Raw genomic sequence first — 14,639 nt, forward strand, 5'->3', positions numbered from 1 at the left:
CCAGCCGTGCCAACGGGCAGGGGCCGCGCCCGACAACGGCGGGCGGCCTTAATACTGGGTGCAGGGGTCACCCCTGCCGCGCGACAACGGAGCGCGGCGCTGGCCGTAATGCTGTCGAGCGTCTAAAGTGGCGGGCGTAAAGGTCCTGAATTCAAGGAGCATCAGACATGCGGCCAATCAAATTCAATGTTGGGCTTCCTAATGGCGACCCGGCTGCCACTTTGGCTACTGCGCGGCGCGCCGAGGAGTTGGGATACTATTCGGTTTCGATCGACGATCACTTCTTCATGCGCGGGCTGATGGCCGACCCGCGGGCACCGCATTGTGAATGCTTCACGATGCTCAGCGCAGTCGCGGCAGTCACCAAGCGCGTCAAGATGCTGCCGCTGGTCACCTCGATGTCCTATCGCAACCCCGCACTGCTGGCGAAGACGATGGCGTCGATCGACAACTTGAGCGGCGGACGCTTTATCGCGGGGCTCGGCGCCGGCTGGTTCAGGGAAGAATACGACGCCTACAACTTTCCGTATCCGTCCAACGCCGAACGAATCGAGCAGATGGGGGACGGAATCAAGCTGCTCAAGGCGATGTGGACGCAAGACGAGCCGACTTATCATGGGCCGTACTTCAAGATCGACAAGGCCTACTGCGACCCCAAGCCGGTGCAGCGGCCGTATCCGCCGATCCTGATTGGCGGAGGCGGCAAGCGCATACTGGAAATCGCGGCACATGAGGCCGACATCCTGAATCTGAACCCGCCGATAACCAAGGGCTACGTCGATATCGTCGAAGCGCTCAAGTTCGATCGGGCCAAGGTCCTCAAGCGGATCGAGATGATTCGCGGCTTCCTGAAAGCCGCGGGACGCGCGGCGGACGCGCTCGAACTCTCAGGCGGAGGATTTGTACTGATGGCCAAGGATCGCGCCACGGCCGATGCGATGGCGGCGGGGACTGCGCAGACGCTTGGAATCGAAGATAACGCAAGCGTGCGCACGTCGCTTCAGATCCTGATCGGCACCCCCGACGACGTCAAGCGCGAACTCGCCGCTCGTATCGAGAAGTTCGGCATGACGTACTTCTTCCTGAACTTCATGATGCCCGACACAATCGAGATGTTCGCGAAGGAAGTGATGCCCGCGTTCGCTCACTGAGCCGTGGCAGGGAATGTGAAACCCATCCTGGGTTTCACACTTCCTTGGGCAGGGGTAACCCCTGCACCCAGTGTTAGGGCCGCCCGCCGTTGGCGGGCGCGGCCCCTGCGCCCGCATTGAGAAGACGCTAAAATCTGCGCGGCGCATCTTTTCGCGACTACGCGATGGAAGAGCCTGTGCGCTCTTTTTTTTGTGTCACTCCGGAGCGCTTCTGGACAGCTCCGCTTCCTCCAGCCGAAGCCCTGAGTGCTGCCGAAGGGGAAGAGTCCCGGTTCCTTCCCCGCCCGTTATTTCACGGGAGGTGCCACAGACACGCGGAGGCCGGCCGCCTGGCGGTCGGTAGGTGAGGGTTCTGCGAGCGCATCGCAAAGCCCCGCCTGCTCACTTTTTGTTGTCGTCGTTTACATACTAAAAGGCTTTGAGGCGAGGATCCTCGGTGGACACGCAAAGGGCTCCGGCCTGCACCTGAGTGACCATCCTGGCTGCCTCACATTTTTCCGCATTGTCGAATGACTGCTGATTCGTCCACCTGGTAAGCGGGGCGGCATTATCGGCACGTGGCGGGCCGACCCACCAGGTCCTGGTCTGCGGCGGCGCCATCAAATACCAGCCCATCAGCGCCAGAGCGACGGCAGTGTGTCGTAGATTCAAAGTTTCACCTGTCCTTGTAAAAGCGATCAAACGCGGGAGTGACCAATCGAAGGTAGCCCGATCAGTGTCGCCCTGTTCAGTAAGCATCGCAAGCGGCAAGCCCGGTGTTTTCGGTAGTGACAAGCACCAAAATATGATTCCGGGGTGTTTTCGGTAGCGATAAGCAGCAGAATATGATTTCCGGGGGTAAGCGAATTTATTTTTCGTCAGGAGAAGGAAATTGAACAAGACCGCCGGCGAATACCATTTCACGCGACTCGAGACGGTTGTCTTCGGCGTCGGCAAGGCCGAATCACTCGGACGCGAGCTCGCGCGGCGCGGAGCGAAACGAGCGCTAATCGTGACCGGCAAAACGCTCGGCCATTCGAAACTGCTCGACAAGGTCAAGAACGCGGCCGGTCCCGCAATCGCGGGCGTGTTCGCCGGCGCCGCTCAGCACGTACCGTCGCATACCGTCACGGAACTGGTGGCAGAGGCGCGACGCGTCGGCGCCGATGCGATAGTGAGTTTCGGCGGCGGCAGCCCGATCGACACCGTGAAAAACGCGGCGTGGCAGTTGATGGGCGGCCGCGCCGGCTCGCGCATCGTGGATTTCAACGCGGCGACGACAGAGACGGCGGGCGCGCGCGAGATTCTGCATATCGCGATGCCGACCACGTTGTCGGCCGGCGAGTTCACGCCGGGGGGCGGCGTCACCGACGAATCGACCAGGGTGAAGGGCGGAGTTGCCGACCCGCGCCTGCAGGCCCGGGTGGTCATCCTCGATCCGGCGCTGACGGTCGAAACGCCGGCCTGGCTGTGGGCCTCGACCGGGATGCGCGCGCTCGATCACGCGGTCGAGGGCTCGTACTCGACGCGCCATCAGCTGGTCACCGACACGCTCGCGGCGCGCGCGATCGCGCTCCTGACGGAGCATTTGTTGCCGTCACTGCAAACCGACGGCGATGACGAACTCGAGCATCGCATGCAATGCCAGCTCGCCGCGTGGCTTTCGATTTTCGGCATGTCGAACACTCGCAGCGGAATCTCGCACGCCTTGGGGCATCAGATCGGGCCAATGTGGGACGTCCCGCACGGCGTCACGTCATGCATCACGCTCCCGCACGTGATGCGCTTCATGGCCGAGGTCGCCGCCGATCGCTTCGGGCCGATCACGGAAGGATTCGGGGTGCGCTTCGACGCGCGCAATCCACGCTCGGCGGCGGTGGAATGCGCCGATCGCGCGGCGAAGTTCATCGGCAAGTTCGAGGTGCCGACGCGGCTGCGGGACGTGGGTGTGCCGCGCGGGGAAATTTCGCGAATCGCGGGGACGGTGCTCGAAGAGGTGAAGCGGGCCAACACGGTGGGCGCCGAGGTGACGCTGGAGCAGTTGATCGCGATTCTCGACGCCGCGTATTGAATGCGGCGGGTCGGCGCGCGCGCGGGCTACCAGAAGCGGACGCGGCCGGTATCGACGTGAACGAATCCGGTGCGCGGGTAGTAGCCGACTCCGCCGGCCTGCTGCGCCAACGCGGCGCCGCGAAGCTGAGCGAGGCTCCGTCCCGGCACGGTGATATCGATCGCCTTGCCTTCGAGATGGAGGCTGTGGACGGCGACGCCCTCGCTGTTGGCATGGAGCATCGCATTGGTCACCGGCGAGCGGTATCCGGAAATCACCTGGAACGGCTCGGCGGTGCTCAGCCGATGCCGGATTCGCACCAGCAGATCGAGGAGCGTGGGATCGATCGGCTTCACTTCGTTGGCGCGGAAATCGCGCAGGATATAGTTGATGCGATCGAGTTCGCCGGGAAGGTAGTGACCGTCCTGCCAGTAGGTGGTGGTCAGACTTTCGCCGGTGTGCAGAGCGTAGAATTTGAGCGAGCGGTGCCGAAGCTGAACAGTGGTGCGCGCTATCGCGACCGCAGGCACAACCAGTTGTGCAGCGGCCAAGGCGCTAATGCGGAGGAAGCGCCGCCGCGATAAGTCCGCGCGATGCCCCCCTTGCGACTGTGCGTGTTCGCTCACTTGTCGTCGCCGCGATCGGATCTGCTGGCGTTCCCCCCGCGCGTTCTGACTTGAGCGTCACGTCGCGCGCGATTCCTTCCTGGTCGTTTACTACTTCCCCGGCACGGAACCAGTCTATTAGGTTATCAATCCCGCCGGCCTGCGCAAGAGCCCGCATCGCGTCGATTCCGCCGGTGCCCTTGCGGTAAATGTCCCGTTCGCTCTCGAGGAAAATCCGCCCGTCGTCCAGCCGCGCCAGCATCAGAGGCAAGTAGAAGATTTCGCCGCGGTCGTTCAGATCGACGGCGTTGAACAGCGCTTCTATATCGTCGGGATGCAACCGGACGCATCCATGGGTTCGGTAGCTGTAAACGCTGATGGGATGATTGGTGCCATGAATCCCGATCACCGGGAAACTCAGTCCGATCCAGTATTTGCCGAGCGGATTGTCGGGTCCGGGCTCGACCTCGTCGACGACCTCCCTGCCCTGCGCTTCCTCTTCGCGCTGAATCGACGCCGGCACGCGCCAGGTCGGATCTTCGCGCATCTGGATCACCTTGAACGCGCCGATCGGGGTCCGCCACTGCATCCCCGGTTGCCCGATCGCGATCGGATACGCCCCGCTCAACCGGCCACTCTCGAAATGAAAGAGCATCCGCTGCGGCAGGTTGATCTCGATCAAATCGGATCCTTCGACGGGGACGATATGACGATCGTCGATATGGATGATGTCGCCGGCGTGCAACCGGTCGGTAACCTGCTTGCCGTTGTCGCGGGCCAATATCGTGGGGCTCTCACCGAATCGCGAACCGATACTGGTAAAGGAGTTGCCATCGGCGACGATGAAATCGAATTCTCCACCTGCGATCCGATGCGCAATCGGCGGGAGCGTCGCGATCGGCTCGGCGGAGGCCGCCGCGGCAGGGGGCGGCTTTGGGTCCGATGAAGGAGCAGGCGCGGCAGTTGGATTCGCGTCGGGCGAAAGCGATGAGCTGGGGCCGGTCGCGGTGAGCGCGACAAAAAGGAATGCCACGACGATTGCGCAACTCAGCGTTCGAATGGAAGTCGTCACACCTCAATGGTGACGACTATTGGAAACCAAAGCTAAAGCAGTTCGTGCGCAACGGGTCTTATGGGGACTGTAAAGTCGCAAATCGAACGCAGCTCGCCGTCAAGTGAGCGCGGGCAGAGATCTGCGCCGTCTATTTTTTTACTTTCTTGAGCGCCTGATCGACCCCGGGCATCCGGCTGGGAAGCTCCTTGCCTTCCAGCTTGGCGATTACACTGCCGATGCCGAGCACCATGTGATGCGAATGGGCGTTGCGAATCGCGGTGCTAAAGCCCATCGCGTCCTGCGCGGAATTGACCGCCCACTTGACCATGCGGAGCGTGAAGCGGTCGCTCTCGGCGATTCGATTCGCGAGCGCCATGGTTTCAGCCTCGAGCTCGGCGCGCGGCACGACCATATTGACGAAGCCGAGGCGGCAGGCCTCGTCGGCGTCGACGAAGCGGCTCTGGAAGAGGATTTCCTTGGCCTTGCGCGGGGGCATATCCCACGGGATCGAGAAATACTGCAAGAGCGCGGGCAGAAACTTGGCGTCGTCGGAAGCCACGATGAGGTCCATCGCGGCCGCGAACATCCATCCGCCGAAGATACACAGGCCCTGCACCTGCGCGATGGTGGGCTTGTCGAGATCGCGCCATCGCAGCGTGTTGTCGAGGAACATCTGGCGCGAGCGGGCATACTCGCCGCGCACGCTCTTGGGAAACGGGCGGCGCTGCTGGTCCTCTTTTTCTTCGGGCGTGCCGAGGTCGTGGCCGGAGCAGAAATTATCGCCGGCGCCGGAGAGAATGATGACGCGGACGTCGTCGTCGGCGTTGGCGGTGGCGAAGGCGTCGTCCATTTCCTCGAGCAATCGGCGCGACTGCGCGTTTCGGTAGCGCGGACGGTTGAGGATGACCCTGGCGACGCGGTCGTGCTTCTCGTAGAGAACTGTTTTTTCTTCCATGAGCATCCCGTCCCGATTCGGTTGGATAGTCGCCGCTGCCGGCGCCATCGCGATGTTACCTCAAGCGGCGGCGGATGGGGCAACGATTTCGCGATCTGACGGGGGGTGCAGCGCCTTTTTTTGGATGCGCCGCCGTGCCAGCATCGGAGGGTATGAACGCGCTGCGCATTTTGCTGATCGAGGACGAGGCTCGGCTGGCCAATGCGGTCAAGCAGGGACTCGTAGAGGAAGACTTCTCGGTCGAAATCGCCGGGAGTGCGGAGGCGGCGGGACCGATAATCACGCGCGGCGCGCTCGATCTGATCGTCCTGGACCTTGGGTTGCCGGGGAAAAGCGGCCTGGAGCTGCTGCGCGAGATGCGCGCGGGCGGGGTTCAGACGCCGGTGTTGATCCTGACCGCGCGCGGATTGCTCGAAGAACGCGTGGCCGGACTCGACAGCGGGGGCGACGACTATCTGACCAAGCCGTTCGCGTTTGCCGAGCTGGTGGCGAGAATCAAGGCGCTGGCGCGGCGTCCGCGCGCGCAAGCATCGACGGTTCTCAAAGTCGGCGAGCTGGAATTCGACACCGTCAAGCGGCGGGCGAAAATCGGCGAGCAAACTCTGAACCTGTCGCCGAAGGAAAAGATGCTGCTCGAGTTGCTGATGCGAAACGCCGGACAGGTGGTAACGCGCGACATGATCGCGGAGACGGTTTGGGATTCGAATTACAACTCGCTGACCAACCTGATCGAAGTATTCGTCAATCGGCTGCGCCAGAAGGTCGACCCGGGCGCCGATCGTTCGCTGATAGTCACCGTGCGCGGGGTCGGATACACGATGCGCGCGGAATGACGCCGCGCGTTGCCGTTGCCGCGCGGCGGCCGCCAATGACGATCAGACTCAGGCTAACCATCTACTGGGCCGCGGTGCTGGCGGCAATCCTGCTGATCGCGGCGATCGCAGTCGTACAACTGTTCGAACGCCAGCAATGGAGCGGTCTCGATGCGGCGCTGCTGAAAGAGGCCGAAACTACGGCGGATCAAATCGAGCGCGGCGGCACCGCGAGCGCCCTTGGAATCCTGCAGCGCCTCAGCCTCGAGACGGATATCGGGCCCGGCCGGCGCGTACAAATCGTCACCGCAAACGGCGTGATTGGAAATTACGGCGACATCCACACGATCCCGCCGCCGTTCAACCCGAGACTCCCCACCCACGCGGCGATCGTCGCAAGCCCCGGCTTCAGGTTCGCGGTCGTTCCGATGATGTACGACGGCGAGCTCGCGTACCTGCAAAGCGGGGTGCAGGCGCGCCTGGTTCAGGAATCGGTTGACAGCCTTCGCGACCTGCTGCTGCTGATGGTGCCGATCGTGCTGCTGCTTTGCGTCGGTGGAGGGTACTTGCTGGCGGGCCGGGCGCTGCGCCCGATTGAATCGGTGACGGCGGAGCTCGACGCGATTGGGCCGGCGAATCTGGGCTCGCGGCTGACGGTCCCGCCGGTGGCCGATGAGGTCGCACGGCTCACCGAAGTCATCAACGCGCTGCTGGAGCGTCTGGAACGCGCGTCGGCTACGGAGCGCAGGTTCGCGTCCGACGCCGCGCATGAACTGCGAACGCCGCTGGCGGTGCTGCGCACGGAGCTGGAAGTAGCGCTCGCGCGTGAACGCTCGGCCGAGGAAAATCGCGCGGCACTCGGCGCGGCGCATCGCGAGGTGCTGTCGCTGTGCAGAATTGCCGACGAACTGCTGATGCTGTCGCGGCTCAATGGCGAAGTAATGGTCGATCGGCAGCGGCTGAATCTTCGCGCGCTGCTGAGCGAGATAGCGGCGACGGTCGGACCGCTGGCGCAGGCGCGCGAGATAAAGCTTTCGGTCAGCGCTCCCGAGGACGTTTTCGTCAATGGCAACGCGGCGCATCTGCGCCGCCTCGTCGTCAATCTGCTCGACAACGCGCTGAAGTTCACGCCGGCGCATGGATCGATCGAAGTCGGGCTGAAGAGTGATTCGAATCGCGCGATCATCCGCGTCGCCGACACCGGAGAGGGAATCCATCCGGCGGAGCTGCCGCATATTTTCGATCGATTTTTTCGTGGCGCGGGGTCGCCCGGCGAAGGCAGCGGCCTGGGCCTCAGCCTGTGCCGGGAAATTGCGCGGGCGCATGGCGGGGAGATCGCAGCCGCGAATCTTCCGACGGGCGGATGCGCGTTCGTCGTGACACTGGCGCTTTACCGCGACGATCCGAATCGAGCAACCGCACCGCTCAGATAACCGCCGACGCCCGGCATCAAACCTCGCTCAAACCAAGCCGGGCCAGAAACGGTACCGGACCCGATCCATGTAGCGACGGTACTCGGGATCCGCGCTCAGATGCGCTTCTTCCTGATTGATTCGCCAGACCATAAAGGGAAGCGTCACCACGATCAGCATAATGTTGCGCTCGTTCGGATAGGACATCGCATAGCCAATCGAAAGTATCAGCCATCCGAAATATATAGGATGACGAACCCATCGAAACGGCCCCTTCGACACGATTCCACGGTTGGCCGGCAATATGCCGAAGCTGCGACCCATATAGACGCGCGCGACCTGGGTCAGCACCACGCCGAATAACTCGAAAATAAGCCCGGTCGTCGCGAGCGCGCCGATAGACAGGTTTGTCGGACGCATGAAGCACGGAAGGATTAGCATTCCGCCGGATGCGGCGAGCGTGCGCAGATTTACGGTCGAGGTGCGCGGGGCAAATCGCGCGAACGACATGACGGCCATGATCGCGGCGCCCGTCAGCCATACCAGGTTAGCGGCGCCCGCCAGGCTGAAGCTGAGTTCGCGCGCGGCCGGCAGCGTCGCAAGCAGGAACGTTACCGCGAGCAGGCAGTCGCCGAGAGCATGCCTTAGGCCTGCGGTCGTGACATGCGGTTGCGCAACTGCGATAGGCGCGGAAATGCGAGTGATAACTGCTTCCATGAATATATAGTGCGCTCCTGATACTATACCAAGCAAACCCTCGGGAAATATAAGTGAGAATCGCACTTAGTATTCATGGCAATACTAACTTATGACCATCATTGTAGTGCGGCAGTCACCGTCGATTGGCTATCTCGGTCAGCGCGTCGCGCAGCGCGTCGGGATTGGATAGACGATCAGATCGTGGAATCGCGGTCGATGCGCGGGCGGGTGCTATCCAGTCGCCATTGCCGGAGGCGCTGGCTTTGCTTAAGATGACTCGGCTTGAGTCTGCGGCTTCTTCGGGTGCCGAGGTGGCGGAATGGCAGACGCAGAGGACTCAAAATCCTCCGTGGGCAACCACGTGCGGGTTCAAGTCCCGCTCTCGGCACCAATATCTTTCCCTCTAATGGTTAGGTCGCCTGGCGCCATGGATTTGCGCTAACTGGGAAATCGATTTGCGAGCGGTTCGGATTGAAGCAAAGGCCCCGCCCTACCGCGATCGAGGTTGCGGAACCTTGGCGCCATCAGGGTCACCCACCATTTCCATGCCCGCAAGCTCAGTGCGTGCGATCGACGCCGCTTGGGCGACGCGTGAAACATCAAAATGAATCACCATTGGAGCCCTCTCGCCAGGATTCGGCGGCGTGGCGCCATCCGCCAACAAATCGCGGGGCGAAGCAAGGAAAAAATAGGCGTGCAGGGCATCGGCTCGATAGCGTTCGGCGATCGGAGCAAGCGACGCGTAGGTCCCAGTCACGCCAACCCCTAGATCCCCGCCAGGCATGCCACCGAGGTAAGCGCCAGCGAAAGTTCGCTGGTCGGTTCTGATGGGCGAAGGGCTTTCGCCAGTGACCCAGTCGGGATAAGTTCTCGGCCCCACGAGCCAGTCGGCAGGAAGCAGCCGTCTGCGTTGGGCTTCGAACGGGGTCAATTGAGCGAGCTTGCCGCCGTCGGCAAACCACTTGTCGGCAGCCACGACCAGCGTATCAAAAAGCACCGAGTTGGCACGCTGCTCCATAGCAAGCGGGGCGGTGTCCGAAAGGCGCGTCAGCACGTCCGGTAGTGCGCGATACAGACGGACGCCGCCAACGTGCTCTTTTGCCGCCCATGCCCCGGCGAACAGCGCCGAATTATTCGCATCGGGGTCGCTGTCAGAGACCACCACGACTCGGACTCCCTCTCGGGCCATGAAGGCGCGCAGTTGAGAGGCCGGAGCCGGAAGATAAGCGCCCTCCAGAAACGCATCCACGATGGGCCATTGTGCGAACTCCGGCGGCGTGAAACCGCTCCATCCGCCAGCCATCCTAAAATAGTAAGCGGTTTCGGCCTGCCAGCGCATCGAATCACCATGTAACCCGAATGGTAGAACCAGGACGCTTTCACCCGACCTCAGATATTGGCGATAGAGCGGCGTGGCGAAGAAAGCCGGGGTGGCATCGGCGCGCACCCAAAAACCCGGCGAGAGATTGGGCAGCGTGAAAAGCACGATCGCGGCCGCAAAGATGATCTTGCGGATCACTCCGACCGGGCTCATGGCAAACCATCGGGCGGCGATTATCGCCAGAATCAGAAACCCGTAAGCCATGAACCGTGATGGTACAAGCTTGTCGAGAATGGGAAGCACTCCGAAGATTTTGGCGGGGAGTCCAAACAGTTCAACACCACCAACATGAAACCGAGGGCCCAAAGATAGGACATAGATGACAAGGAACGAGTCAACTAGCAGCCTGCAGAAGGGTTCGCGCCAGCCGCGCCAGGCATATATGGCAAAGAGAAGCAGGATGGGAAGCCCCACGTAACCGTCCACTTCGACTATCGAACTAACTCTAAAGGACGCGGAAAGGTGAGCGATGAAAGGAATGACGCCGAGGGCCTGCGTTGGCGCCGGAACGATCAGGTTCAACAGATCGTTCGAATACCCCAGGCGAGCTTCGCCGGGAATGTGGAACGCCAACATGTAATAGAGGTACGGGCTCACGATAGCCACTGCGAGGGCGTAGGCTCCCGCGATATACGGAAGCGTTGCCAAAAGACGCGATCGAGTGTCGCGAGGCGCGAACGAATTTCCGAGCAACAGGGCCATCGCGGCGAAAATCGTCATCGTTGTAAAGACTTCGACGCAGACCAGGAACTGCGCGACCAGAATCGCCGTCAGGAGCAGAAGAAATCTGCGGGGCGGGAGCTTGCCCTCGATCGCGTCCACCACCGTCAGAACCGCCAGCGGTACAAAGAGAACGACCGTCATGTGGATATGACCGCAGCTCTGCTGGCCCAGCGTATAGCTGGAAAAGCCGAAGATATAGCCGCCGAGGAGCGACGACCACCATCCCCCTCCCAGCCGGCGGCACAACACAAACGCGGCCCATCCTGAAATCGGCAACGCCACCAGGCATAGCAGGTTGAACGCGGCGAACGGGCCTGCGGCAGCGGTTATCGGCCATACCGCGAGCGCAGGCAGCGGGATACCTGTCGTCCAGGTAAGATTAAACCCAGTCGGGGCCCAGATGAGATCCGTGAGAAAAGGGTTCAGCCCATGTGTCAGCGCGTGCGGCCACCATTGGAGGAACCAAGCCATCAACCCCGGGTCGCAGCCCATCCCTATGTGGTCGTTGCGAAAATGCCCGGTGAGACCGCGGCCGAAGGTGAACCAGGCGAAGGCAAGATAGATTCCGAACGCGGTTAAACTACGGGCCGCGCGGGCGCGTTTCGCCCGAGACCTGTGCTTTGAGCCACTATCGCTCTCCGCTGGCGGCGACGCCGTCATCGGGATTTCCTATATAGACCCAGCACCTGTGCAAAGGCGTCTTGAGCCTGATGACATGGTACCGGTCGCATCTGTATATCTGAAAAACTTAGGACTCCCGCTGAAAGTCGATGGCGGTCCACGATGTCCGGTTTGAGCTGATCGTCAGATGGTACGCGGTGCTCATGGTAGTGATCCTGACTGAGTAACTACTCCGGCTTCCGCGCCCACCGCAACGGCCGGGAAAACTATCTTTTGCTCGTCAGGGGGTTCGAGTCAGCATAACGCGGCGGCTGAGCGGTTTTGTAGCCTCGCGGCCTGTGTGGTCTGCGCGACAACACGATCGACGAGTTCATAGACGTAAAGCCCTGGGAAGCGAAAAGCTGACTCTGGTACTATGCTGATGTCTAGAGATAGAATTTCTCGCGGAGAAACATAGGACCATGAAAGCAAAGAGCGGCGACACGCCGACTGAAGATCGCTGTTCATCATGCGGCGGGTTTGTTGACCTGTGCGACGGTTGCGCTATCGTAACGTCAACGCCGAAGAGACGCGTCAGGCGCGTCAAGCAGCCGCCTGGCTCGGGCTTGCAAATCATCGGCGCGAAAAAACCTCCACTCCCGAAAGCCAAGCCACGTTGACGCCGGCGCTGGGCGGCTCGATAGACTTGGCCGCGCGGGATGATCGAACTCTTGTGCCTCGACCTGTTGCAGCGCGATTAGGTGCCGATGGCGGGCGAGCAGGCTGCGTCCGAGCGCCTCTGTATTCTCGCAGGTCGTGATTTGCCCATACTTGGGCATGAACGGCGAACGAATCGCGGCCGCGATGCGTCAGCCGGCGATCCTGGCCGTGATATGGATCTGCGCGCTCCTGATGCTGACGGGCACTTTGACCAAGATGCCCGGGCAGTGGCATCGCCGCGACTTCTCGAACTATTACGAATCGGCGTGGGCGATCCGGCATGGAATCGATCCATATTCCACGGATTTGACGCCGATCGGCGCCCGGCTCAGCCTGGAGACCGGCGGACTGCTTCACGCTTCCGAGACGCCGCCGTTTCTACTTTGCTTCGAACCTCTCACCTGCTTGCGGCCGCGGGTCGCATTCTGGATCTGGACCGCGATCAACTTTTCGGCATTGGCAATCGCGATGTACCTGTTGCTTGCGCATCGACGCGGGCTTTCCGGACGCACGGCGTGGTTGCTGGCCGGACTAATTCTGATGTCGGCGCCGGTGAATTTGAATTTTTACTGGGCACAATCGCAGCTGATAGTTTTGGCTCTGATGGCAGGCGCAATGCGCGCGATGGAACGCGAGCGCGATGGCACTGCAGGCTTGCTGATCGCATCGGCCGGGCTGTTGCGGGCGTACCCGCTGCTGCTCGTCGGCTACTTTGTGATTCGTCGAAAATGGCGGGCGGTTGCGTTCGCGGCGGCTGGAATCGCAGCGGGAGTATTGGTAACCGTCGCGGTTCTGGGCTTAACGCAATCGCTCAGCTTCATCTACGGCGCATTGTGGCTCACTGACTATTCAGTAGTAACCCGGGTAGATAATCTTTCGCTCGGACCATTTGTATCGCGGACGTTCTGGACGTTGACCGGTACCGCGTCCGGCTCATCGGCCGATTGGATCAGACGCGCCGCCGTCGCCGCTGCGGACATAGTAGTACTTGGAATGACTATTCGCGCGACGCTGGCGGATGCGAACCGCCGCGATCCCGACTGGAGAATCTACTCACTGTGGATCGCGACCTCGATCATGCTGTCGCCCGTCGGATGGCATCACTACCTGGTGTTACTGGCTATTGCGTTCGTGCAACTGGTCGCGGCCGCGGCGGACGGGCGGACAAGCTCGCGGGCCGTCTGGATAGCGGCGATGGCCTACGTTCTCAGCGCGGTTTCGCTCCGCGTCTTCAACCGCTTCCTGATACCGCCGCCGACTGAGTTCCAGCTCATCTTCCCATGGCTGGCGCGCGCGCTCGAGGAAACCAGCTTCATCGCTTTACTGACGGGATACATCGCGGCGTATTGGTTCGCGACCGATCACGGCCGCCAGCTTCCCGCGACTCAATAAACGAGCAGTGCTATAACGGCTCCTGGCAGCGACCGTCGAGAAAAGGAGACATGAGCGATGCTCTACATTGCGTTCATCAAAAGCCGGCAGGGATCCGCGACCGATGTCGACATCGTCGCAAAATCGCGCAAATGGTGGAACGAGGGCGCCAAGCCGCCCGGCTTGAAGACCATCGGCTTTTACGGAGTGCTGAGCAGCAATACTCCGGACGTACTGGTGTTCGAGTCGTCCAATCACGACGACATCCGCACGATGATCGAATACTGGCGCGACGTCTCGTTCGAAGTTCATCCGGCGGTCGATATGGCGCAAGTCTTCCACGCTCAGGGGATGGACGTCTCGTAGTCCGCTGCCCGACGCTCGAAGCCGCGATTCACGGTACCTCTTGCAACACGACCATCGTGTGTCCCGCGAGATGAACCCGCTCCTCGAATGCGTATGATCGTACGCGCTGCGGCGCCGCCGCATCCGCGGTGTCGAGTACGATCCTCCACTTGCGCCCCCATTTTTTCGGCGGCAGCTTGAATTCCATGGGCTCGCCATACGAGTTGAACATCACAAAGAAGCTGTCGTCGGCAATTCGGGCGCCGGCGCGATCGCGTTCAGTTATCGCTTTTCCGTTGATGAACGCGCCGAGCGTTTTCGCGTATCCGACACCCCAGTCACCGGAGGTCATCTCGGCGCCGTCGGGCCGGAACCATTCGAGATCTTTCAGCCGGCTGCCCTTCGCGGGCGCGCCGGTGAACCATCCCGCGCGCCGGAAGATCGGATGCTCGCGGCGGAGCCGGATCAGCCGCCGGGTGAAATCGATCAGCGTCGCGTCGGCGCTATCCCAATCGATCCATGAAATCGGATTGTCCTGGCAGTAGGCGTTATTGTTGCCGCGCTGCGTGCGGCCAAGTTCGTCTCCGGCCAGCATCATCGGTACCCCCTGCGACAGCAACAGCGTCGCAAGGAAGTTGCGTTTTTGCTGCTCGCGAAGCGCACGAATTGCGGGATCCTCGCTCGGTCCTTCGACGCCGCAATTCCACGACCGATTCTGACTGTCGCCGTCGCGGCTATCCTCGCCGTTCGCCTCGTTGTGCTTTTCGTTGTACGAAACGAGG

11 protein-coding genes, 1 tRNA gene and 1 pseudogene are annotated in these 14,639 nt (G+C 61.6%); 7 read left to right on the forward strand and 6 right to left on the reverse strand.

Translation table 11 applies throughout. The features are described 5' to 3' along the window. The first annotated feature begins 167 nt into the window (after positions 1-167). Together ABSB13_RS14630 and ABSB13_RS14635 are read left to right on the forward strand one after the other, a co-directional pair. Entirely contained in the window at positions 168-1,151 is a 984-nt protein-coding gene (locus ABSB13_RS14630; protein WP_428109856.1) for an LLM class flavin-dependent oxidoreductase, read from the forward strand. A gap of 871 nt (positions 1,152-2,022) precedes the next feature. Then, positions 2,023-3,201 carry an iron-containing alcohol dehydrogenase gene (locus ABSB13_RS14635; RefSeq protein WP_428109859.1) on the forward strand — a complete coding sequence of 393 codons (1,179 nt, stop codon included), beginning with the start codon at positions 2,023-2,025 and terminating at the stop codon, positions 3,199-3,201. Between the two features lie 26 nt (positions 3,202-3,227). On the opposite strand, the gene mepK is transcribed toward ABSB13_RS14635, so the two are convergent. From mepK to ABSB13_RS14650, 3 genes are all read right to left on the reverse strand, one after another. Then, complete coding sequence (gene mepK / locus ABSB13_RS14640) at positions 3,228-3,731, reverse strand: peptidoglycan L,D-endopeptidase MepK (RefSeq protein WP_428109861.1); 504 nt, start codon at positions 3,729-3,731, stop codon at positions 3,228-3,230. A gap of 4 nt (positions 3,732-3,735) precedes the next feature. After that, complete coding sequence (locus ABSB13_RS14645) at positions 3,736-4,818, reverse strand: L,D-transpeptidase (protein WP_428109863.1); 1,083 nt, start codon at positions 4,816-4,818, stop codon at positions 3,736-3,738. A 169-nt stretch (positions 4,819-4,987) separates the two neighbouring features. Beyond that, entirely contained in the window at positions 4,988-5,842 is an 855-nt protein-coding gene (locus ABSB13_RS14650; protein ID WP_428109866.1) for an enoyl-CoA hydratase-related protein, read from the reverse strand. Between the two features lie 86 nt (positions 5,843-5,928). Here ABSB13_RS14650 and ABSB13_RS14655 point away from each other — a divergent pair, with 86 nt between their 5' ends. Together ABSB13_RS14655 and ABSB13_RS14660 are read left to right on the forward strand one after the other, a co-directional pair. Continuing rightward, complete coding sequence (locus ABSB13_RS14655) at positions 5,929-6,627, forward strand: winged helix-turn-helix domain-containing protein (RefSeq protein ID WP_428109868.1); 699 nt, start codon at positions 5,929-5,931, stop codon at positions 6,625-6,627. Positions 6,628-6,662: 35 nt separating this feature from the next. Beyond that, positions 6,663-8,039: a sensor histidine kinase gene (locus ABSB13_RS14660; protein ID WP_428109871.1), complete on the forward strand. Its 1,377-nt coding sequence runs from the start codon at positions 6,663-6,665 to the stop codon at positions 8,037-8,039. A 27-nt stretch (positions 8,040-8,066) separates the two neighbouring features. On the opposite strand, the gene ABSB13_RS14665 is transcribed toward ABSB13_RS14660, so the two are convergent. Further along, positions 8,067-8,735: a methyltransferase family protein gene (locus ABSB13_RS14665; protein ID WP_428109873.1), complete on the reverse strand. Its 669-nt coding sequence runs from the start codon at positions 8,733-8,735 to the stop codon at positions 8,067-8,069. 287 nt (positions 8,736-9,022) lie between these two features. Here ABSB13_RS14665 and ABSB13_RS14670 point away from each other — a divergent pair. Further along, a tRNA-Leu gene (locus ABSB13_RS14670) sits at positions 9,023-9,108 on the forward strand. 99 nt (positions 9,109-9,207) lie between these two features. Here the strand turns inward: ABSB13_RS14670 and ABSB13_RS14675 are convergent. Further along, positions 9,208-11,481 carry a hypothetical protein gene (locus ABSB13_RS14675; RefSeq protein ID WP_428109876.1) on the reverse strand — a complete coding sequence of 758 codons (2,274 nt, stop codon included), beginning with the start codon at positions 11,479-11,481 and terminating at the stop codon, positions 9,208-9,210. A 777-nt stretch (positions 11,482-12,258) separates the two neighbouring features. Between ABSB13_RS14675 and ABSB13_RS14680 the strand changes: the two genes are divergently transcribed. Next, a complete protein-coding gene (locus ABSB13_RS14680) occupies positions 12,259-13,533 on the forward strand; it encodes a glycosyltransferase family 87 protein (protein ID WP_428109879.1) in 1,275 nt (424 codons plus the stop codon). 57 nt (positions 13,534-13,590) lie between these two features. Then, a complete protein-coding gene (locus tag ABSB13_RS14685; protein WP_428109881.1) occupies positions 13,591-13,878 on the forward strand; it encodes a DUF3303 domain-containing protein in 288 nt (95 codons plus the stop codon). A 28-nt stretch (positions 13,879-13,906) separates the two neighbouring features. Here ABSB13_RS14685 and ABSB13_RS14690 read toward each other — a convergent pair. After that, positions 13,907-14,639, reverse strand: a pseudogene (locus ABSB13_RS14690) (glycogen debranching enzyme); the annotation flags it as partial.

Origin of the sequence: Binatus sp. (SeqCode) (genome assembly GCF_050013435.1) — a bacterium.
Taxonomy (GTDB): domain Bacteria; phylum Desulfobacterota; class Binatia; order Binatales; family Binataceae; genus Binatus.

What these genes read in the sequence shown, in the direction of transcription:
- ABSB13_RS14630 (WP_428109856.1), top strand. Translation starts at nt 168, where the DNA reads ATGCGGCCAATCAAATTCAATGTTGGGCTTCCTAATGGCGACCCGGCT.
- ABSB13_RS14650 (WP_428109866.1), bottom strand. Translation starts at nt 5,842, where the DNA reads ATGGCGCCGGCAGCGGCGACTATCCAACCGAATCGGGACGGGATGCTC.
- ABSB13_RS14660 (WP_428109871.1), top strand. Translation starts at nt 6,663, where the DNA reads ATGACGATCAGACTCAGGCTAACCATCTACTGGGCCGCGGTGCTGGCG.
- ABSB13_RS14665 (WP_428109873.1), bottom strand. Translation starts at nt 8,735, where the DNA reads ATGGAAGCAGTTATCACTCGCATTTCCGCGCCTATCGCAGTTGCGCAA.
- ABSB13_RS14675 (WP_428109876.1), bottom strand. Translation starts at nt 11,481, where the DNA reads ATGACGGCGTCGCCGCCAGCGGAGAGCGATAGTGGCTCAAAGCACAGG.
- ABSB13_RS14680 (WP_428109879.1), top strand. Translation starts at nt 12,259, where the DNA reads ATGAACGGCGAACGAATCGCGGCCGCGATGCGTCAGCCGGCGATCCTG.
- ABSB13_RS14685 (WP_428109881.1), top strand. Translation starts at nt 13,591, where the DNA reads ATGCTCTACATTGCGTTCATCAAAAGCCGGCAGGGATCCGCGACCGAT.